The 19,615-nt window shown below is 52.0% G+C and carries 20 protein-coding genes and 1 pseudogene; 9 read left to right on the forward strand and 12 right to left on the reverse strand.

The genetic code is table 11. The annotated features are described in order from the left end of the window. The 3 genes and pseudogenes from DHN12_RS21585 to DHN12_RS21595 form a co-directional block, all read right to left on the reverse strand. On the reverse strand, window positions 1-256 hold a 256-nt coding region (locus DHN12_RS21585), incomplete at its 3' end, for a transposase (protein ID WP_159090135.1). A gap of 432 nt (window positions 257-688) precedes the next feature. Continuing rightward, a pseudogene (locus DHN12_RS21590) lies at window positions 689-2,209 on the reverse strand (ATP-binding cassette domain-containing protein); the annotation flags it as partial. Continuing rightward, the gene (locus DHN12_RS21595; RefSeq protein WP_108862035.1) at window positions 2,206-3,201 is read right to left on the reverse strand and encodes an HlyD family secretion protein; all 996 of its coding nucleotides are present in this window, start codon (window positions 3,199-3,201) and stop codon (window positions 2,206-2,208) included. The gene DHN12_RS21595 and the pseudogene DHN12_RS21590, both read right to left, overlap by 4 nt. Before the next feature lie 270 nt (window positions 3,202-3,471). On the opposite strand from DHN12_RS21595, the gene DHN12_RS21600 reads away from it, so the two are divergent. Continuing rightward, window positions 3,472-5,175 (forward strand): alkaline phosphatase family protein, encoded by a 1,704-nt coding sequence (locus tag DHN12_RS21600; protein WP_108862036.1) that lies wholly within the window; start codon window positions 3,472-3,474, stop codon window positions 5,173-5,175. Between the two features lie 154 nt (window positions 5,176-5,329). Here DHN12_RS21600 and DHN12_RS21605 read toward each other — a convergent pair whose 3' ends face one another. From DHN12_RS21605 to DHN12_RS21610, 3 genes are all read right to left on the reverse strand, one after another. Next, window positions 5,330-5,479: a hypothetical protein gene (locus DHN12_RS21605; RefSeq protein WP_159090137.1), complete on the reverse strand. Its 150-nt coding sequence runs from the start codon at window positions 5,477-5,479 to the stop codon at window positions 5,330-5,332. Window positions 5,480-5,596: 117 nt separating this feature from the next. Next, window positions 5,597-5,851, reverse strand: a complete 255-nt coding sequence (locus DHN12_RS25275) for a c-type cytochrome (RefSeq protein WP_373455770.1) — start codon at window positions 5,849-5,851, stop codon at window positions 5,597-5,599. Window positions 5,852-6,163: 312 nt separating this feature from the next. Further along, window positions 6,164-6,592, reverse strand: a complete 429-nt coding sequence (locus tag DHN12_RS21610; RefSeq protein ID WP_306418422.1) for a cytochrome c — start codon at window positions 6,590-6,592, stop codon at window positions 6,164-6,166. A gap of 231 nt (window positions 6,593-6,823) precedes the next feature. Between DHN12_RS21610 and DHN12_RS21615 the strand changes: the two genes are divergently transcribed. After that, window positions 6,824-7,024 (forward strand): hypothetical protein, encoded by a 201-nt coding sequence (locus DHN12_RS21615; RefSeq protein ID WP_108862038.1) that lies wholly within the window; start codon window positions 6,824-6,826, stop codon window positions 7,022-7,024. Window positions 7,025-7,236: 212 nt separating this feature from the next. Further along, on the forward strand, window positions 7,237-8,022 hold the full coding sequence (locus DHN12_RS21620; protein ID WP_108862086.1) for a sterol desaturase family protein: 786 nt from the start codon (window positions 7,237-7,239) through the stop codon (window positions 8,020-8,022). Between the two features lie 570 nt (window positions 8,023-8,592). On the opposite strand, the gene DHN12_RS21630 is transcribed toward DHN12_RS21620, so the two are convergent. The 4 genes from DHN12_RS21630 to DHN12_RS21650 all read right to left on the reverse strand — a co-directional run bounded on the left by DHN12_RS21630 (window position 8,593) and on the right by DHN12_RS21650 (window position 11,985). Further along, a complete protein-coding gene (locus tag DHN12_RS21630) occupies window positions 8,593-9,042 on the reverse strand; it encodes a DUF411 domain-containing protein (protein ID WP_108862039.1) in 450 nt (149 codons plus the stop codon). Window positions 9,043-9,479: 437 nt separating this feature from the next. Then, complete coding sequence (locus DHN12_RS21640; protein ID WP_108862041.1) at window positions 9,480-10,715, reverse strand: adenylate/guanylate cyclase domain-containing protein; 1,236 nt, start codon at window positions 10,713-10,715, stop codon at window positions 9,480-9,482. A 254-nt stretch (window positions 10,716-10,969) separates the two neighbouring features. Beyond that, window positions 10,970-11,125, reverse strand: coding sequence for a hypothetical protein (locus tag DHN12_RS24530; protein WP_159090139.1), 156 nt, complete (start codon window positions 11,123-11,125; stop codon window positions 10,970-10,972). A 188-nt stretch (window positions 11,126-11,313) separates the two neighbouring features. Next, on the reverse strand, window positions 11,314-11,985 hold the full coding sequence (locus DHN12_RS21650; RefSeq protein WP_234416741.1) for a DMT family transporter: 672 nt from the start codon (window positions 11,983-11,985) through the stop codon (window positions 11,314-11,316). Between the two features lie 395 nt (window positions 11,986-12,380). On the opposite strand from DHN12_RS21650, the gene DHN12_RS21655 reads away from it, so the two are divergent. After that, window positions 12,381-13,454 (forward strand): bifunctional transcriptional activator/DNA repair enzyme AdaA, encoded by a 1,074-nt coding sequence (locus DHN12_RS21655; RefSeq protein ID WP_108862044.1) that lies wholly within the window; start codon window positions 12,381-12,383, stop codon window positions 13,452-13,454. Further along, window positions 13,451-14,221 carry an isocitrate lyase/phosphoenolpyruvate mutase family protein gene (locus DHN12_RS21660; protein WP_108862045.1) on the forward strand — a complete coding sequence of 257 codons (771 nt, stop codon included), beginning with the start codon at window positions 13,451-13,453 and terminating at the stop codon, window positions 14,219-14,221. Before DHN12_RS21655 ends, DHN12_RS21660 begins: the two co-directional genes overlap by 4 nt. A gap of 616 nt (window positions 14,222-14,837) precedes the next feature. On the opposite strand, the gene DHN12_RS21670 is transcribed toward DHN12_RS21660, so the two are convergent. Together DHN12_RS21670 and DHN12_RS21675 are read right to left on the reverse strand one after the other, a co-directional pair. Continuing rightward, window positions 14,838-15,407, reverse strand: a complete 570-nt coding sequence (locus DHN12_RS21670) for a chloramphenicol phosphotransferase CPT family protein (RefSeq protein WP_108862047.1) — start codon at window positions 15,405-15,407, stop codon at window positions 14,838-14,840. A 36-nt stretch (window positions 15,408-15,443) separates the two neighbouring features. Continuing rightward, window positions 15,444-16,169 carry a TetR/AcrR family transcriptional regulator gene (locus DHN12_RS21675; protein ID WP_108862048.1) on the reverse strand — a complete coding sequence of 242 codons (726 nt, stop codon included), beginning with the start codon at window positions 16,167-16,169 and terminating at the stop codon, window positions 15,444-15,446. A gap of 453 nt (window positions 16,170-16,622) precedes the next feature. Between DHN12_RS21675 and DHN12_RS21680 the strand changes: the two genes are divergently transcribed. The 4 genes from DHN12_RS21680 to DHN12_RS21695 all read left to right on the forward strand — a co-directional run bounded on the left by DHN12_RS21680 (window position 16,623) and on the right by DHN12_RS21695 (window position 19,602). Then, a complete protein-coding gene (locus DHN12_RS21680) occupies window positions 16,623-17,765 on the forward strand; it encodes an NAD(P)-dependent alcohol dehydrogenase (protein WP_108862049.1) in 1,143 nt (380 codons plus the stop codon). Window positions 17,766-17,875: 110 nt separating this feature from the next. Next, a complete protein-coding gene (locus DHN12_RS21685) occupies window positions 17,876-18,259 on the forward strand; it encodes a hypothetical protein (RefSeq protein ID WP_159090141.1) in 384 nt (127 codons plus the stop codon). A gap of 144 nt (window positions 18,260-18,403) precedes the next feature. Further along, on the forward strand, window positions 18,404-18,907 hold the full coding sequence (locus DHN12_RS21690) for an outer membrane protein (RefSeq protein ID WP_159090142.1): 504 nt from the start codon (window positions 18,404-18,406) through the stop codon (window positions 18,905-18,907). Between the two features lie 218 nt (window positions 18,908-19,125). After that, window positions 19,126-19,602 (forward strand): DUF6653 family protein, encoded by a 477-nt coding sequence (locus DHN12_RS21695; RefSeq protein ID WP_234416742.1) that lies wholly within the window; start codon window positions 19,126-19,128, stop codon window positions 19,600-19,602. The last annotated feature ends 13 nt before the right edge of the window (window positions 19,603-19,615 follow it).

A 19,615-nucleotide genomic window follows, 5' to 3' on the forward strand; every position in this document is an offset into this window, starting at 1 on the left:
CCGTCAGGATCAGTTTGTCCAACGTCAGATCAGAAACCGCACGTCGCAATCGTTCGTTCTCTTTCTGAAGCCGCTTCAATTCTTTCAACTGATCTACGCCCATTCCGCCGTACTTCTTGCGCCAGCGGTAATAGGTTTGTTCAACAACGCCGATCTGTCTGATCGCATCAAGTCGGGACATGCCTTGCCCCATCAGAACTTCAACCTGCCGTAACTTCGAGACAATCTCTTCGGGCTTCGGTCTCTTGTTTGCCATTCGTGGTCCTCCGTTTCCTAAGCATAACGGTGGACCAGTTCAGTTGGGGAGGCTCAAGTCAGGTGGCAACTCAACAACCAGAGAGACCTCACCTGCCACTAGACGGTCGTGCCCTTCGCTGGCGCTTTGCAGCGGCGATGAGGCTTTAAAGTAGGACGATCCGGCGAATTCAGCCGAATAAGCACGACTCTGCGGCCCCTGAGAAAGGTCAAGTACCGCGAATTCAAGCTCATCGATATCCAGCGTAATTCCAAAGCAAAAAACCAACATTAGAATAGCAGAACCCAGAAACGCGAAAGCCAGACGCACCGGGTCACGAGCTACTTCAACGGTTTCGCGCCGCGCATAAGCCAATACACGAGAAAACGCTCCTCCCCCGGCGTGGGATTTGGTCCTAAAACCCACCTCTGGCGCGACAACAGAGACTGGTTTTTCTGCTACTTCCAATATCGAAATGAAGGCGTCTTCAAGGTTTTCCGCCCCTTCAACAGCGATCAGTTCAGCCGGAGTACCTTCGGCTAGAACCCTACCAGCATGCATAAACGAAACGCGATCACAGCGTTCCGCCTCACCCATGAAATGAGTGGACACAAAGATCGTTACCGACTCATTTCGCGACAGCTCAATCAACAAGTCCCAGAAGGAATCGCGTGCCTCTGGATCCACACCGGATGTTGGTTCGTCGAGTATTAGCACCCGCGGACGGTGGATCACTGCTACGGCTAGCGACAGTCGCTGTTTGATCCCTAAGGGCAGTGCCGTCGCCAACGTATGCCGGTGCTCCTCAAGCCCAAAGCGCTCAGTGAGTTCCGAAACACGTTGTTCTCGGTCGGCAATTGCAAATATCCGCGCATGCAATTGTAAGTTCTGATGTACCGACAACTCGCCATACAAGGAAAAGGCCTGGCTCATGTAGCCTATTTCACGCCTCATTTTGCGATCATACGCATCGACAGGATTGCCAAATAACAGTGCTTCACCTGAGCTGGAAGGTAACAAGCCAGTCAACATCTTCATTGTCGTTGATTTGCCGCAACCATTTGATCCTAGAAACCCGAATATCTCTCCGCGATTGATTGTGAAGTCGACGTTGTCTACGGCCGTGAAATCACCAAAGCGTCGTGTCAGTCCACGCGCAACTATCACTGGGCTTGCTTCGATCTGCCCATTCGTTTTGTTTTTCCCCGCCGGTTCGACAGGCAACTCCCGTGCTCTCAGACGCCGATATGCAATTTCGAGGTCGACATCACTCCCTTTCAATTCGGCGGGCTTCCCATGAAAGATGACTTGACCCGCGTCCATCGCGACAATCCGGTCAAAACCGTCGGCTTCTTCCATGTACGCCGTTGAAACCAATACCGACAGTTCAGGGCTTTTTACTCGGATTGCATCGATCAAAGCCCAGAACTGCCGACGCGACAACGGGTCGACCCCGGTCGTTGGCTCATCCAAAACCAAAAGTTTGGGGTCATGGATTAATGCACAGCAAAGGCCTAGTTTTTGCTTCATCCCACCCGAGAGTTTGCCCATCAGACGGTCTTCAAACTGCGCAAGCCCTGTCGCAGCCAATAGCGCTGCGATACGGTCATCCCGCTCTGAATACCCTTGAGCAAAGAGACCTGAGAAGAACTCGAGGTTCTCGCGTACAGACAGCTCCGGATACAGGTTTCGACCCAACCCTTGCGGCATGAAAGCGATGGCTGGGCAAATGCTGTGCCGATGACCAGAATCGCCAATCGGGCCGCCTAGAACGTCGATATTACCGGATTGCAGTTTCTTTGCGCCGGTGATCAAACCAAGCAGTGTAGACTTTCCCACCCCATCCGGCCCGATAAAGCCAACAAGCTGGCCGCCTGGCAGTTCTAACGAAACAGAATCCAATGCGACATGCTTGCGATAGCGGTGCGTAACACCTGAAATTCGAATATCGTAGGTTCCGTCCTCTACTCTCATTCGAACAGCTCTGCTGGGATGCGTTGTTCAAGCGCCTCAGGCCAAGCAGCGGCTGGGTTCAGCCGGATCACCGCGACACCGCGCAGACCAGTTTTGACGTGCTCAATCCGACTTTCAACCAAGTCTATTGGGATACGGACGCGAACGCGAAAAACCAGTTGCTCTCGCTCATCCAGGGTCTCGACCTGTTTGGGGGTGAATTGTGCCTCCGGAGAAACAAAGCTGACATATGCTGGTATTGCATATTCCGGCAAAGCGTCGAGCACGATGCGAGCCTCAGCTCCAATGGGCAAAAGTCCGGCTTCACGCGCCGGAAGAAAAACTTCCATGTAAACATTCTCAAGGCCAAGAATAGTCAGGATTGGTTCGCCCGCGCCAACCACCTCTCCGGGTTCTGCAAGCCGGTAAAGCACGCGTCCGGGCAAAGGTGCCACTAGAGCGCTGTCTTCAATCTGTGCCTCAATCCTACGCACTTCCGCCTCAGCGGCAGCAATACGGCTTTCCGCGGTTGCAACTCGGGCTTTGGCGGCGCCTAATACTGCTGTAGCAACCTTATGAGTGGTATCGCGATCTTCAAAAATAGTTTTGGAGATGTTTTGTCCTGCCAGCAACGCCGTGGCACGATCAAGCTCTTGCTCGGCCCTGCGCTGTTCGCTTTCGCGTTGCACAACGAGCGCTTCTGCTTCGGCCCTTGTCTGATTTGCCAAGGCTACTTCGGCTCTAGCCCGGTCCAGGGCCGCAGATAGCTCGTCTATGTCCATTTCGGCCAGGATTTGACCGGCTGCAACCATACTGCCCTCTGTTGCCGTTACCTTCGCAACCCGACCTGCATTAGTTGGTGCTATTTCGACTTGTTCCGCTTCAACCCGCCCGTTTCCTTGCACAAATCCGACCGGCAATTCATCGCCATCCTCGGCAACAACGACGTACAGCAACGCACCAGCAATTACTAAACCAGCCAAAATAAGAAAAACCGATAGGTTTTTGGTCATAGCGTTTCACCTGAAACAGGGTTTCTGGCGCAGAGTTTAGTGTCTCAAAAGACTCAAAGCCTTGTTTTGGATCAAAACCGATCCGGGCACCTCAGTTCCAAGCAATTGTTTGTATGAACACCGGTTTGGGTGTTGCAGGCTCTTTCGCGATAGGTCTCAAGAAGTAGACTTGAAGCGTTTTTGTTATCAGTTTGGTATTGAAACGGGTTGTTCTAGCGTGCAATTGCGGTCGCCGCCAACCTGCTGCGCAATACAGCGAAAGGAAACACTATGACCAATACACTGAGAGCTTGTTTGTCTTTGTGGTTGGTTGCAGGCGCTTCTGCGTATGCACAAGAACCTCCTCGTCTCGTTTTACAGCTGACCGTTGACGCGTTTCGGGGCGATCTGCCGACACGCTACTATGAGAATCTTGGAGAGGGTGGCCTTAAGTATTTACTAGAAAACGGTGTACACTATCTGGACGCCCATCATTGCCATGCCAATACAGAGACTGTTGTCGGGCACGCCACATTGGCGACCGGGGCAACACCGGCAGTGCACGGGATGATCGGAAACATTTGGTTCGACAGAACCTTGGACCGCGTTGTTTACAACGTTGAAGACAGCACCGCTCCGCTTCTTGGGGATGGCGCTGGCGTCAATGATGATATTGAAATTGACCCAACACAGGCGGCAGCTGGCACAGATGGGCGGTCACCACGCGCTATGCTTGTTACGACGCTTTCGGACGAATTAAGCGCTTCCACTGCTGGTGCGGCCAAGGTCTTTGGAGTTTCAATCAAAGACCGTGGGGCTATTACAATGGCGGGACAAAGCGGCAAAGCCTTCTGGTTCTCGAAAGCCGCAAATCGTTTTGTCACAAGCTCGTATTATTACGACAAATACCCTGATTGGGTTTCTGTCTGGAATGACGCATCGCCGAGTGCCTCCTTTGAAGGAACCTCTTGGGAATTGATGCACCCGAAGGAAGCCTATCTCTTTGGCGACCGTGACAACCAACCATGGGAGACGGATGTCGCCGGGTTCGGCATAACCTTTCCTCATCGCTATTCTTCGACGCAAAATGGGTTTGACCCGCTAGAAAATCCCTACTTTACGGCCTTTTTAACGCTTAGTCCCGCTGGCGACGATCTGACGGCGCAATTTGCCAAACGATTGATTGATGCCGAGGATATCGGGCAAGACGCGGTAACGGATTATCTGGCGATTAGCTTCTCGTCCGTGGATTACGTCAACCATGTGTTTGGCCCCTCCAGTCTTGAAGCCGAGGACACGATATACCGCCTCGATCAGACTCTCATGAATCTCTTCGCGTTTATCGACGAACGGATTGGGCTGGAAAACGTTTTGATCGTTCTATCGGCGGACCACGGCACCACCGATGCGCCGGGCTATTTGGAGAGTGTTGGCATCCGAACTGGCCTTGTTGCTCCGGACACATGGGACCCGACGGAACAGATAGCCAGGCTTAAGGAGCGGTTTGGGATCACCGGGAAATTGCTTGAGGGTTATAATCACCCCTATCTCAATATCGCCCCAGAAGTATTGGCTCGCAGTGATATTGATTTACCCACGTTGGAGTCAGCTATTGCAGAAGAGCTTCTATCCTTTCCCGAAGTGGCATTCGCCGTCCCCAGTACGGCTATCGAAGCAAACCTCCTGCCCGATACCGACATCATGCGCCTGGTCAGCAACAACTATCATCCCACCCGATCCGGGAACATATACGTAGTCTTCAAACCCGGCTGGTTCATCGCAAAATTCGATGGCCTGTCCGTCACATCCACCCACGGGTCGCCGTGGCGCGGTGACACACATGTGCCGATTATCTTTGCTGGCTCGAACTTAAAACCGCAACGGGTCGCACGCCGGGTTTGCACGACTGCTCTCGCATCCACACTGTCTGCTTTATTGAGCACGGCGCGTCCTAATGGTGCGAGCGGTGAAGTGTTACAAGAAGTCTTGGATTAGACCGCTGTGAAGCGCGAGTCCTGATATTGAAGCAAGCTAGGCCAGACCGCGACGGCATCGTCCACAACGCGAACCTCATATTCGTTGCTTCTTGGCGAATACGGAAACCGCCCAACACAGCACTCTTTAGCGTACACAAATGCGGAGCAGAACTTCACGGAACATAACCTTCCGGCTTCGAAGACTGAATACTCTCCAAATACTCAGCAATTTCGATAAGTCTGGAAGGAATACGCGTAACCAAACCGTTGCCCATATCGAATTCGACAGCAGGGCCGTCATTCAATTCAGTGATTATCGGCATGTCATCGCGAGGTTCTTGTACTTTCAAGTAACCGTCCAAGATCGACATGACCTCCAACATGGGCCACACACCCCCTCTGCGTTCGGAAATCTTTGTTAAATCAGCAGGCTCTGTTTTCTAATCAGTGGCATCAGGCCCATTTCCTGTCGCATCGACTCCGTGACACCTAGTGCAATGCTCGAAAAAAAGTCCTTTCCCAAGGTCCAAAAACTCGTCGGCCGCAGATATCGTTGGAACCGAAGAAATGACTATGCTTAAAACGATCATAAAGTACCTCATAAGCTGGAGGTCCTTTGCCAAACGAGAGTTTACTACAACAGAAATGGACCGACATCTTCCCCCGGTCAACGTCGGTCCTTTACCATATAACATTTGCTATCCTGTGACCCAAAACCGATTGATGGGGACAGGCAGAAGCGAGCTCAGAACAGCTTCACCATTTAACATTCGAAATTTAGCATGTGAGCACGTTCGACTCTTTGACATAAATCATATGTCAACTCGCATTTAGCCAGAACTGGGCTCGACTTGCCAATTCGGCCAAAAGATTTTGAGTGACTGCTTACGCCTAGCTGACCACGGCGCTTCACAATACTAGGCCTGCAATAGTCACCGGGTCAAAAAGGTGCAAGTCCAGAACACCGGCAAACGGTCAATTGCTGACATAGCGCCAAGAACACTAATCTAATGTTGGATGCTTTCTAAGAAAAACAATAACCCTGCTAATTCCCGCGGAGTGGGCGTCAAGACACCCTCGATTTCAACCGGAACTAGGTCTTCCGCCATTTCCCCACCAAACTCCGGCATAACCCGAGCAAGGTGGCTGTTTTCTGGGTCGCCATAGATGTAACTTAGTGAGCGTGCTTGAGGGAAATTGCCTCCGTTCTTCGCGCTCAATGTTGTCAAATCTGTTGGCGCAACGGAAAGACCGCTGCTTGCCGGGCCACCGCCTCTGCCATCCACACCATGACAAGAAGTACAGTTTTCTGAGAAAAAGACCGCCCCATCAGCGCGAGTGGGCATGACATCGGCGTCAGGATATAAATCTGTGCACGACGCTGCGGCCAGAGCAAAAAATCCAGCCGATAATATTACCCACCTTGTAGCGTGCATGCTCTACCCCGGTTTTTGATCCAGCCTACGGTCTATTGTAGCGCATGGCAATGACGGCAACTGCAGCTTTAAAATCAATGAGGGTCAACTTTACAAACTCTTACAGAGACTTGGAAATGGCCGCGTACCAAGGGAGGAGAAGGTTATTTGTAGACCTTGTATGTCCTGTGGATCTTTCACTTTTGTGTTTCTAAGCAATGTGTAAGACAATCTGGATTGGGAGATCCAAACATGCTGGAAACCTCATCCCGAATAGTTTGGCTCGAAGCGATTGGGGCGATCATGATGATCCTACTCGGATTGCAAGAAGTCGAGGACGGCGAAAAAACTGAGTTGTTCGCCGAACCGGACACTCATCCTGGCAGGCCCGACGGCTGCTTCGTCCGCAACTCGGACATAAAGCCTATTTTTCTGAATGCCCGGTCTCGGTGAAAGCAGACATCATACAATATCGACTCGTTTTTTTGACTTAAATTTCTGCTTCCTGCCGGAAACGGTCATTCCCGAAAACCATCGGAAGTTCCGCTAAGCGGACCAAGCCGCCCTCAGATGGTATCGCTTGCATGTCTGCGTTACATTGGAGCGGGCGTCGCCTAGAACAGCTTGCAATTCTATCGCGACGGAAACCCGAATAGTGGATGTCCATGTCCGACACAATCCTAGCTGCTGAACCAACTATCCGTCTTATTGCCTTCTTATCCGTCCTGGCGGCGATGGCACTTTGGGAAGTGGCCGCACCCCGGCGAAGACGGGATATTCCGCGCGTTATCCGATGGACAAACAACCTTGCGCTCGTGGTGCTCGACACCGCCATCCTGCGGCTGACCTTTCCAATCCTCGCAGTTGGTCTCGCAGCCATGGCCGAGGATCGCGGATGGGGGCTCTTCAATAACATCGAGGCGCCGGTTTGGGTTGCCATCGTGGTCTCCATGCTGCTTCTCGATCTCGCAATTTATCTTCAGCATGTGATGTTCCACGCCGTACCGGGGCTTTGGCGTCTGCACCGGATGCATCACGCCGACCTCGATTTTGACGCGACTACTGGCTTGCGTTTCCATCCGGTAGAAATCCTCATCTCGATGGGGATCAAGCTAGCGGTCGTAGCAACCTTGGGGCCGCCCGCTGTCGCCGTGCTCCTTTTCGAGGTGACCCTGAACGCTACCACGCTCTTCAATCACGCAAACATTGATTTGCCGCGTCCGGTGGATCGAGTTCTCAGATGGATCGTCGTCACTCCAGACATGCACCGAGTCCACCATTCAGTCGATCCAAGCGAGACCAACTCGAACTTTGGCTTTAATCTACCGTGGTGGGACCGACTTCTAGGCACTTACGTTGCGCAACCCAAGAAGGGGCACAAGGGCATGGAAGTCGGCATCAAGCAGTTTCGCACACGCCGACACCTCTGGCTCGACCGAATGCTGATTTAGCCGCTACGCGGCCCGGCGAGCGGAGGTGCCCTCGATACCCCGAGCCAACAGAGGCGATCTTCATCTGTCTCGTCCGGGCAAACCAAGCTGGGCACTGACCAAATAGACCAATAGCGCTGAACCAAAGACTGCTTTGCCGCGCTTGAGTGTCATGCGCAAGGTGTTCAGAATCGGCAGAAAAGTCCGCAAAGTGGACATACATCGCGATATTGCGAATGACCGCGTGGAGCCCATACCTGTGTAGTTTGCCCTCAGCAGCGAATGTCAGCTTGTCCGAACTGTTCCATGCTCATGCACTGCTTCCTCGCGCCGTTCCTCAAGTGCCTTACGAATAATCTGGTACGAAGATGACAAGAAGAGGCTTGCCATGATCGCAGCAACTATTAGGTCAGGCCATCCTGTTGCCGTACCCCAGACGCCTATGCGAACGACCCGTGCTCCAATGTGCCCGAAGGCCACGACCCAGCCATGTAGAAAAAACACAACGGTTGCAGCTGAATTCTTTTGAAGTCAGCGTAATCTGGTGTTGGACATGGAACTGGGAAATCTGATTGTTCTTCATCCAATCTCTTAGCTGTGTCGAGCAAACACACTCGTCGTCCCATCCAGACCAACGAGCAAGGTTTCATAAGGTTGTAGTTCGTCTGAAAAATCCATGCCGGGTGAACCCATCGGCATGCCTGGAACTGTCAGGCCGAGGCCTTCAGGATGTTCGGACAAAAGTCGATAGATATCTTCTGCTGGGACATGACCTTCGACAAAATAGTCCCCAACAATTGCAGTGTGGCAACTGGAAAGCTCATCTGAGATTTTCATTTGTTCTTTTAGCGACCACAGTTGCTCCTGTTCCACGTCTAGCGTGTCGGCGCGAAATCCTGCGGAAATCAGGTGATCTACCCAAGCGGCGCAACAGCCGCAGGTTGGCGTCTTGTAGACTTTGATGAGTGGGGCATCTTGTCCGACGGAAGGAGTAGCCAACACAGCTGCTGTACCCGCTAGTAAAAATTCGCGTCGTTTCATTGGTCTCTTCTCCGCTTCCTCATGGGACTACAAAGATATTGTGCCAAGGCCAAACTTTTCAATGTTACCGGACTGAGCATCAAACGGGCAGTTTCGATACAAGATCTGAATCTCAATCCAATTAACATTGGTCGCCAAACGTTTTGTGAGTTGCGTCGCGTATGGCTCACGTTCACTCGAGCGTTCGGCAATGGACCTCGCGATCAACGTCGTGGTGAGGTCCATAGCAACCTTCTAAGCCGTGGCCATGCCAATTGCCTTGGTGGTGCCTGCCCGTGCACCCTGACAATGCAATCACTATGACCAAGAATGCCGCTCTGCGCGGGCGCTTGATCCAACAGTTCTGTTCCATGTGCAAACCAACCTAGTAGCAATCCGGCTACCTTTGCTTTGACGCAGGTCAACACCCCATTGCGGCAGCTTCCAAATAGCGGCAGTTAGTCTATCGTGAACAGCTCCTGTCTTTCAGCAACACCGCGCAATCTGTATTGCCCCAGGGAAACAAGACTTGGAACGGAGCCCACCAAGTCGCTCGCCACCTTGTCGGAAACCACAATGTTCTGATCAAGCGCGCTGCACATACCTAAAATGCGCGAAGTTGTATTTACCGCTGGGCCGACCACTGTGAAATCCAAGCGAGACCTACCGCCAATATTGCCGTAAAGAACATCGCCTGCGTGCAACGAAAGAGTGAAGCCGGTCGTTGGCAAACCATCCGCTTGCCGTCGTTGGTTGAGTTCCTCAAAAGTATCTCGCAACTCCGCTGCCGCGTAAATTGCGACGCGGCGAGCGTCCGGAACTTGATTGATATCGAAGATGGCAAGCATTCCATCTCCCATGAATTTTAAAACGTTACCGCCATTGCGTTCGACTACGTCAACAGCTTCCGCGAAGTAGTCGTTTAGCAATCCTATGATTGAGTCCCCCGGAAGCGCCTCTGACAATTTGGTAAATCCTTGCAGGTCAAAATACCAAATCACCGCTGAAATAGTTTCCGATGAACCTCGGGTGATGTCCCCGGAAAGAACGCGCCTACTGGCGTCTTTGCCCAGATATGCGGCTGTAATGTCTTCAGCCATCAATCGGTTCGCCCCACATTTCAGCGTCAGGCAAAGTGGAGATATCAGTTGACGCAAACCATCAAGTTGCTCGCTTGTGAAACCCCCGCTCGCGTCGGTTGTCAACGAGATTATAGCACCTTCATAGGCCTGCATTGGATCGACTGGCGTAGTATTGTCCTGAATAAGGAAAAACCGTTTAACAGCGAAGTAGTCAGTTGCACCGCGCTCGCGAAGTTCGTCGAAAATCGGAAAGTTGAGCGCGGGTTCTTCGACTGTCAGATCTTGCCTGATCTCTTCAACGTTATTCGCCAAAAGATAGTAAATCGGGCTTAGAACGTATTCCTCAGGCGCATCCGTTCTTCGGACAAAGTTCTCTCGCTCATGACCGCCATCCCTGTGCCAGCGAAAAGCGACAGTCCCAATCTCGGGATGATGAGCGCGAACAGTGATGTTTGCTCTTTGAAGCGGAATTCCTGCCGAAACAAGACGGTTACAGAATGCTTCAAGCCAGCGCTCCACAGGCGCATTCTCTAAGCCCTGTTGAACCAGCCAATCTGCTATGTCCTGGATGGCGGCGGTCAGTTCCCAGTTTTGGACTAATGGGGCTGCCATGATGACCTCACAACGAGTTGCCTCAACAGTTAGTTCCCAGTCTATTTTACTTCAAGGACACTTCAACTTCAATTTCCAGCGGCGCTCGTAGCCCGAAGCGGACAAGGCTGCCGTCTTCATTCATCTCCCGCTTTTTTGCTTTTTTGAATTTGAAGGCAATCCCGACATTTAAGCACTTCTCGATAAGTTAGGGGATGGCCCACTCACAAACCACCCCCCAGCCGAACTGGACTGCAAAGGTCTAGGACGGTTGACTAAAATCGTTCAATTGCGGTTTCTACTTGGCTGCAAAAATTATCAATATCGCGCTCAAGCATATCGCTTTCTCGGGTCTCATCTCTGACCGCAGATAGTTCATCTACAACAGCCTGCAAATCTTCTTCTGGAGCTGCTTCAGCAATACGCGGCAAAGCTCGAATAAGGACGGCCGTTACGAGTCCATTGCCCCTGGCTGCGCGTCTCAGTGCCGGCATCGAGTCGTGAAACAACGACTGTGCCGTAATCGATGGGAAAACTACCCGCACCGCTCCGTCGTCATCTCGATAAACACCCGTGCAGAGCTTGCTCACGTCAGAGAACGGCAGCACCGAGCCCAGTACTACCGCCTTGGTGATTTTGCGAGCACGGTAGATACGGTGCGCGTCTTTCTACTTCTTGTGATCGCGATTGCGCCCAGCACTAAGGCACATGCCAAAGCTTGAGGAAAAGAGATGGCTTCGCCAAAGGCAAGATATCCCACGGCAAACATCGTGGGTAATTCGATGCTTCCGACGACCGCAGTTTGGGAAGCCCCAATAACAGGTGAGCATATCGTGTAGATAAGCTGGGGCACGAAAGCGGTAACCAGACCAATACCAACAATGAAAAGCCAATCGGATTGTTCCCTTGGGAGAAGCTCTCCAACCTCAGCTCCAAGGATGAGCGGCGCGAGGCCCAGTACAGCCCCCAGAGAAACTGACGCGATACGTGCCAACGGCGCAATCCGTGACAACCTGTATACCAGGACGCAAATTCCGAAGCCAAACCAAAATGGGGCGGCAAGGGATAGCAGCAGCGTTGGTAGGTGTTCCGCAGCCACTGACGCAGGCGAACCAGCAATTACAGCTGCCACCACAATCAGACCAGCGGCCAACAAACGCTGTAGGTGTGCGCATAACGCTGCATTGCTAGCATTGATTTTATTTAGAAATTTCGCGTGTTCTCGCTCATAATTTTGCGCGGTATTTGCGCATAATTTTGCACGATTTTCCCATAAGTTTGCGCGCTTCAAAATACGCGCTCAATTGATGGTAGTTTCCGTGCCGTCTCGTCAACTTTGAGGCAATGTTGTTCAATTACAAGTGCACTCTGATCGGCTAAGTTCAACCTTTATTTGAAGGATGCAGCGAATTTGTGCGGTTGTGGCAGATCCCCTTCAACATATTGCGACGTTGTTCGCCCCATCACTACTTTCAGCGCCATTTACTTCACGAAACGCATGTTCGTACCGCGGCACCCGCCAAATGCACGAATTGAAGGGGTGTGCCGCAAAATATCTGCAACCATTCGGCCGAGTTGTTGCCCAGAACCGCCTTCATCCTAGTCTTCGGCCTCATCAAGTTCTGCTAAGAACAATAGACGCCCGAATTTCGGCGGCAGTCATTATTTGCCGTGTTAAAAGCTCTTATGCTTTTTGACCTTCCCGACCATTCCACGCTGTACCAAGCTCTTCTGGACCGTAATCCCAACTATGACGGACGTGTCTACGTCTGTGTTTCAAGTACGGGTGTCTTTTGCCGTTTGACTTGCCCGGCACGCAAACCTAAGGCTGAAAATTGTACATTCTACGGAACAGTAAGCGAGTGTATTGAGGCGGGCTATCGCGCATGCAAACGATGTCATCCGCTCAAGCCTATGGCTTCTGCGGATCCTGCGATTGGTGCGTTGCTTGCAGCGCTGGATGAACGTCCCGAGTATCCTTGGCGCGAAACAGATGTCCAGAGGATGGGGTTCGACCCATCTACTATTCGGCGCAGTTTCAAGCGCCAGTTTGGAATGACGTTTCTTGAGATGGCTCGGCAACGCAGGTTGCGAGAAGGGTTTGAAACAATTGCTGAAGGTGGAAAAGTAATCGAAGCGCAACTGGATGCGGGTTTTGAATCCGCCAGTGCGTTTCGAACAGCTTTCGCCAAACTAATTGGCAAGGCACCAGGCAGGATGGATGCCAATCCAATTCTTTTTGCAGATTGGATACCAACAACATTAGGCGACATGGTGGCGGTTACGAGTAGGTCAGAGCTGCATCTGCTGGAGTTTTTTGACCGAAGGGCTCTCCGAACGGAACTCTCGAGATTGGACAAGTTTGCAAAAGGGCGGATCGGAATTGGCAAGACAGACACGTCCGAACAGATCAAAGCCGAGTTGCGCGCGTTCTTCGCCGGTACGTCAGCGAACTTTCAAGCACAGTTGGCTCAACATGGATCCGAATTTACCCGTTCTGTTTGGCAAGAGCTTCAGACCATACCTGCTGGCCAAACTCGCAGCTATTCCGATATCGCCAAGGCGATAGGTCGCCCCACTGCGACACGGGCTGTCGCGCGCGCCAACGGTGCCAATCAAATTGCCGTGGTCATTCCTTGCCACCGTGTCATCGGCGCCGATGGATCTTTGACAGGGTACGGTGGCGGATTGTGGCGCAAACAAAAACTACTTGAGATCGAGCGGCAGTACCTGCCCGATAAACTGGAAACACATTCATGAACCAAACCGAAAAAGCAAAGATCTTTAAAGCGTTACATAAAAAAGGCGCACCTTTGATCCTATACAATATCTGGGACGCGGGCGGAGCCAAAACCCTTTCTGATGCCGGCGCCAGGGCCGTCGCCACCGGGAGCTGGTCGGTCGCCGCAGCTCATGGATTTGCTGACGGTGAAGCCATTCCCCTAGATTTCCTCCTGCGAATAATCGAACGCATTGTTCAGACCGTTGATCTACCTGTAACTGTCGATTTTGAGGGCGGATACGCAACCGAACCCGATGAGGTCGCAGCCAACGTTCGAAAGGTTATTCAGGCCGGCACCATTGGAATAAATTTTGAGGATCAGCTTGTTCAAAGCGAAGGCCTTTATCCGATGACGGTTCAGGCAGAGCGGATCAGAGCAATCAGAGAGGTGGCAAACGCGGAAAATTTACCCCTCTTCGTAAATGCCCGAACAGATTTGTTTCTGGGATCAGATACCGCCACGCACGCGGACCTGTTGACTGAAGCACTGGAACGGGCTGGCGTCTATGCAGAGGCTGGCGCAGATGGGTTTTTTGTTCCTGGGTTGACGGATGTTGCAATAATTCAAGAGCTTACCAAAGCTGTTCCATTGCCAGTTAATGTTATGATGATGGGCGACCTAAACTCGGTCGAAATGTTATCTGAACACGGAGTTGCACGCGTAAGCTTTGGCCCTGGCCCTTTTTTCGAAAGCATGAACCACCTAGAGCAACGATTTACGTCCATCAATTCAGTAACGGGTTAACCTCTCCTCAACTGACTGCTGGTGTATGATTTGAATCTTACGCATTGCAGCTACGATTTCCTCATTGGAAGATGGCAGTGACGTTGTAGAATTGAGATTGCCAGAGTTCTGATCGATACCGGGCTCTTATTTTTTTCTCTATTGTCAATGTCATATCGAAAAACGGCTTCATCAGGCGTGAATTTCCCTTTACAAACCGACCGGCGGTCTACATATACCGACCATCAGTCTGTATCTGACGGAATTAGACTCTCACCAAGACCTAACCGCGTTCTCACCTTGTGAGTCACTCGAAACAAAATTGCCGCCTCGTTCACGTCGTCAACTTCGTGGACGCTGTAGGTGTACCTGAAAGTGAAAGCTTGAAACATGTACAACGAAACGATCCGCGCCCCGCGCAGCATAATTGAGTTTTGCGCTCGTCAGCTGCTTCGACTTTGGCATCAGTCAGATGATGTTCGAAAGGGAAGTAGCGCAGGAGGAAACTCAAAAAATACGACACCTCTGTCCGACCACATGCGCCGCGATATTGGGTTAGTTGAACGTGGCCCTGATGATCGCGCGCACTGGTGGAAATACTGACGTATTCAGCGCTAAAGTTGCAAACCTGCAAAAATCATAAGCCCAAGTGCGCCTTTATCAACTCGGCGCATACAAGTGGGGACTTGTTTTCAGTGTTGACCGACAGATCATAAGTCATCCCTTCATGGACACGCTTGTACTGCCATCTGGATAGCCCGATGTTTCGGTCTCCGCGCCTTCTTTCCCTTTCCTCCAGGACTTCGAGGGATGCAAAGACACCGACCATGTGAAACTTGTACGGCTCCAATAAGGCCTGATATTCGGATACAGCGCTCGCTGACCCAGATTCCGTGTTTCCAAACAGCACCTCGTCGACGATCAAGTTGTTACCAGCGCCTGCCATTGCTGCCACCGACCGGCGCATTCCGGACAACGCGCGTTTCGCAATGGGTCCGGTTCTCGCAAAGGTGGTCACGTTCCCGTTCTCGATGCGCTTTTCGAAATTCAACCCGTCAGGATGACCTTCAAGCCGTTCTGGCAGCATTGCTAGGAATGCATCCATTTCAATGTGCAAAAACGGTCGCGAGGTTATGCCCTGAAGTGCCTTTGCAATGGAGCTCTTTCCAACGCTCCCAACACCATTCAAAAGAACTACTGTTACCATGGGTCTCGTACCTGTCTGGTCTAATTCCCAACCGCACTAATTGGTCGAAGGAGGCGGTGGAGGTTCAGTTGCCATCGTCACGTCTACGGCTTCCGGCCAACCGAAATCCGTTGTCCCATCTGGCAATCCCAAAATGCGGTCGATTGTTAAGAACTGCATGTCGATTGCGGCTTGCAACTTACCAGCAGCATGGTCCGCCGTCTCAGCTCCTCGCGCTTCAATCGCGCGCAACAGGGCAAGGTCCATAAAAGTGCTCAGGAACAAAATGAGCTCTGCGGCCGTATCAATATCCGCGACGGCAAACGTGCCCTCATCACAGCCTTTCTGGATGATCCTGGTCAGGACCGGCATAGCACCGGTTCTGACCCTGCGTTTGAACTGTTCAAGCAGGACTAGGTTTTTATCCTGGTTCATGACTTTGAAGAATTCGACCTGACCAGGATAGTCATGTTCGCGCAGGTAGTTTGCCCGCAGGTGGATAAAGCTACGTAGCAGTTCAAGCGCAGAGGACGTCTCGTCAGAGGCGACGAGGTCCATCTGCGAAAAGACACCCTCTGCCATTCCATCCAAGACACCGAACAACAGCTCGTCCTTGGATTTGAAGTGATGATAAAATCCACCTTTCGAAACACCGGCCAAATCCAACACATCCTGTACGGTTGTGTCTTCGAACCCTTTGGAAAAGAACAAGATCTGAGCACATCCCAATAACTGAGCGCGACGTTCCTCGGGCTGCATGTTCTTACGTTTTGTAGATTTCATTCATTTTCCTCTTGAAAACCGACCAGCGGTTTGTAACTACAGACCCATGGTCTGTTTATACTCCGACTCACTTGGCAGGGCAATGTAAATCACCTGCCAACCTTAATTAAACGATGCGTTTACGCAGCCCAAATCCGCAAGCCATGACGCTTCGCGGTCCCGGTTGAATTGCGCGAACTACACAGGATTGAATGCCATGAATGCTCTTGTCTGTGGATACATTCCACCATCCGAGTTGCGTAGAACGTCGCGTTTGACGGGCATTCGCGAATTGCTCGGGATTCTTGTCACGAATTATCTGCCCCCTTGGGATGTCATGCAAACTTCGGCTCGAACGCACTTGAATGTGAAACCCTCAAAACAGCTTTACACCAATTGATTCAAAGCTTTTGGGAGACAAACATTTTGGGCAATCCTAGAACTCTTTCAGCAGTCTACCGCGCGTCTGACAAGATGACGGCAATCGCCATTACGGACACTCCGGTAGTCGGTGGTGTCGCGGATGTATTGCAACTGGTGACTGCACCAGTGCCAAGGCCGTCGCGCCATCAAGTTGCCATTCAGTTGGTCGCCTCTTCAATGCACGTGGACGAGGTTTATGCAGCCCAAGGCACGGCCTTGGGTCGGTTCTTTGGACCCAAAGATGTATCCGCTGCTTCCCCCTACCTTATGGGGTCCTCGGTATCAGGTGTCGTTGTTGCGGTTGGGCGGGAGGTGACACGATTTAAAGTCGGAGACGAAGTCATAGTCATTCCAAATGAGCGTGGCGATTCCGGGTCGTGGGCAACCTACAGATGCGTGGAGCAGAACTACGTGATGCTCAAACCTCCGACATTGTCTCACGTCGAAGCGGCAGCGGCGACGCTTTCCGGATGCGTGGCCTGGGGGGCGATCAAAATCGCACAAGTCGAGGTGGGTGAACATTGTCTGGTCGTGGGAGCATCAGGTGCCATTGGATCACTGATGGTCCAGTTTCTTAAATCCAAGGGCGCACATGTCACCGGCGTTTGCAGTGGTGCCAACGCTGGTCTGGTGAACGCTTTGGGTGCTGATGACACAATCGACTACAAGCACACAGACTTTGGCGCACAAGGCAGGAGCACCTATGACAAAGTCTTTGATCTGGTAGGTGGCCGAGAGGTCGAGACCGCAGCCTACCGCACATTGAAACGCAAAGGCCGATTCATCACTATCGTTGGACCGGTTCGCCACATTGGTGAACGTAAACTGTCCTGGATCGAGTTACTTCTGGGCGTTGGTCACATCGTTTGGCGAAGCATTGCCTCAAGGGTCTGGGGCCCTCGGTATCAATTTGTCGCGTCCTTACCACGGCACAACGCCTATGCAGCAATGCTGAGCATCGCGAAACACAAAATTCGATCACCTATCGAGGCGGAAATTCCATTCGATCTGCTTGAAATTCAGGCCGCCATCAAAACTCTGATGTCCCATCGGACAAGAGGCCGAATTGTCATCAACTTCGAGGCTGACAAGCAGCCAGGCCAAACAGCAATCCGTTCCAGTTCTGAAATGCATCTGAGTGGTTCGTTTTGCCAAAACAACACACAAATCAATCAAGATATGGAAAGACTATGAGAAGACGCCATAAATTCCCCGGTTCGAAAAACCCGGTCTCCTTTGATGCAAGTCGAAATCGAAGGTTCTCAATTCAACGCATTGCCTCCTCAGCTCAGTATGTGCGTTCAGTGTTCGTCGCGCTAACCTGTGGTGCCACTCTGAGCGGATGTGCCGCCAACATGGCAGCGACCGGCAGTGATGGCCCTGATCTGAGCGTCGTTAGCCAGGAGGCCACCCGGTTCAATGTTGAACGCCAGTTGGGCTCACCCGAGGATTTGCAGCAACAAGCCAATGGAGATTGGGTGGCTGTTTATGATGTTGAGCCCAGGACAAAACCAAACTTGGCCCGTGCGGCAGGCCACGGAACACTGGATCTATTTACCTTCGGGCTTTGGGAAGTTGTTGGTGGCCCGCTGGAGGTGGCACATGCGCGCCGGGTACTGGTCACCGCCCGATATGACCAATCTGGAAAACTGCTTCAAATGACCAGCAAACCCAAACCCATCCTCTAATCACGACTTTGGATCACCGCTGAACTGAAACCGGAAAGCGGAGACTTCAATTCGCCCAATAACAGACGATCACTCGCGCTGGTGCATCAAGCATGGCCAGCGACCGGGTGCCTTGTCCAAACGAACAACAGAATGGACCTTAAAATGAAAACTATCACAATGATCACACTGGCAGCCATGATGCCGACCCTGTCCTTGGCAGATGAAAGCTGGACCGGCTTCAATGCAGGTTTGCAGCTCTCAACAATCGATGTCTCCGAGGGCTCCAACGACAATGGGAATGCAACTCTGGGCCTTCACGCTGGTTATCTTCACGATTTTGACGGCTACGTAATCGGCAGTGAACTTACTTATGACGCGGGCGCTGAGGTTGCGGCAGGAGGGAAAGCCGAAAAAGTCGATACTGTACGCCTGAAGTTCAAAGGTGGGCACGTATTTGGCCGGACATACCTTTACGGCGTGGTTGGCTACGCAAACATCAATGGCGGATCCAAGAGCGAGGATGGCTATTCTGCGGGTGTTGGTGTGACCTATCGCGCAACCGACAAGATATTGGTTGGTCTTGAATACCTGCGAGACACATATGACACGTCAGGTGATGACATCACGGCAGACTCTGTCGCGCTTCGGGTGTCTTATAAGTTCTAGCTGAAGCCCTTCGAGATTCTCAAAATAGCGGGGGACACTGCCGGCTAGGTCCCCCCAAAGAAATTCAACGTATAGTGAGTTTTTTGCGAGGCATTTGGCAAGACAGGTTCGTATTCCGGTCGAAGTCTGCTTTGAATGGCAAAACTCCCTCTGTCAGAGTGGTGGGTCCTGGAGTTGAACAGATGGACATAGCGCGATTTTCCGAACGCCTCATGGGCATGAAAGACGAGATTTGGCTGCGACATGCAAACCCCTGGTCTGTCTGGACCCGCGTGCTGACACCGTTACCTTTGCTAGCCTTAGCGATCTGGAGTCGGGAATGGATAGACCACTGGGCATGGGTCGCGGTGGGGGCAGTTCTGGTCTGGGTTTGGGTCAACCCACGCGCTTTTTCGCAACCCGAGACCTTCGACAGTTGGGCAGCGCAAGGCGTATTGGGCGAGCGTGTCTGGTTGCGAAACCGCGATAAGATCGCGGCTCATCACAATCGCGTCGCAAATGCGCTTGCCTTCGCCAGTGGTACGGGTCTGTTGCCGTTTGCTTACGGCCTTTGGGCGTTCGACCTGGGGTTCACATGCCTTGGCATTGTTGTGATCTCGGGCAGCAAGATATGGTTTGTGGATCGCATGGCATGGGTCTGGAGCGATTTTCTACGCGATGGTGGGTCTATAGATGACTTAACAAACAGGCACTGAGATCCGATTACCT

This window comes from Ruegeria sp. Alg231-54 (assembly GCF_900143525.1).
Taxonomy (GTDB): Bacteria; Pseudomonadota; Alphaproteobacteria; order Rhodobacterales; family Rhodobacteraceae; genus Ruegeria.

Bases quoted from the DNA above. Each gene is read 5' to 3' on its own strand.
- DHN12_RS21595 (WP_108862035.1), bottom strand. From the start codon at position 3,201: ATGACCAAAAACCTATCGGTTTTTCTTATTTTGGCTGGTTTAGTAATT.
- DHN12_RS21600 (WP_108862036.1), top strand. From the start codon at position 3,472: ATGACCAATACACTGAGAGCTTGTTTGTCTTTGTGGTTGGTTGCAGGC.
- DHN12_RS21605 (WP_159090137.1), bottom strand. From the start codon at position 5,479: ATGCCGATAATCACTGAATTGAATGACGGCCCTGCTGTCGAATTCGAT.
- DHN12_RS25275 (WP_373455770.1), bottom strand. From the start codon at position 5,851: ATGTTATATGGTAAAGGACCGACGTTGACCGGGGGAAGATGTCGGTCC.
- DHN12_RS21610 (WP_306418422.1), bottom strand. From the start codon at position 6,592: ATGCACGCTACAAGGTGGGTAATATTATCGGCTGGATTTTTTGCTCTG.
- DHN12_RS21615 (WP_108862038.1), top strand. From the start codon at position 6,824: ATGCTGGAAACCTCATCCCGAATAGTTTGGCTCGAAGCGATTGGGGCG.
- DHN12_RS21620 (WP_108862086.1), top strand. From the start codon at position 7,237: ATGTCCGACACAATCCTAGCTGCTGAACCAACTATCCGTCTTATTGCC.
- DHN12_RS21630 (WP_108862039.1), bottom strand. From the start codon at position 9,042: ATGAAACGACGCGAATTTTTACTAGCGGGTACAGCAGCTGTGTTGGCT.
- DHN12_RS21640 (WP_108862041.1), bottom strand. From the start codon at position 10,715: ATGGCAGCCCCATTAGTCCAAAACTGGGAACTGACCGCCGCCATCCAG.
- DHN12_RS21655 (WP_108862044.1), top strand. From the start codon at position 12,381: ATGCTTTTTGACCTTCCCGACCATTCCACGCTGTACCAAGCTCTTCTG.
- DHN12_RS21660 (WP_108862045.1), top strand. From the start codon at position 13,451: ATGAACCAAACCGAAAAAGCAAAGATCTTTAAAGCGTTACATAAAAAA.
- DHN12_RS21670 (WP_108862047.1), bottom strand. From the start codon at position 15,407: ATGGTAACAGTAGTTCTTTTGAATGGTGTTGGGAGCGTTGGAAAGAGC.
- DHN12_RS21675 (WP_108862048.1), bottom strand. From the start codon at position 16,169: ATGAAATCTACAAAACGTAAGAACATGCAGCCCGAGGAACGTCGCGCT.
- DHN12_RS21680 (WP_108862049.1), top strand. From the start codon at position 16,623: ATGACGGCAATCGCCATTACGGACACTCCGGTAGTCGGTGGTGTCGCG.
- DHN12_RS21690 (WP_159090142.1), top strand. From the start codon at position 18,404: ATGAAAACTATCACAATGATCACACTGGCAGCCATGATGCCGACCCTG.
- DHN12_RS21695 (WP_234416742.1), top strand. From the start codon at position 19,126: ATGAAAGACGAGATTTGGCTGCGACATGCAAACCCCTGGTCTGTCTGG.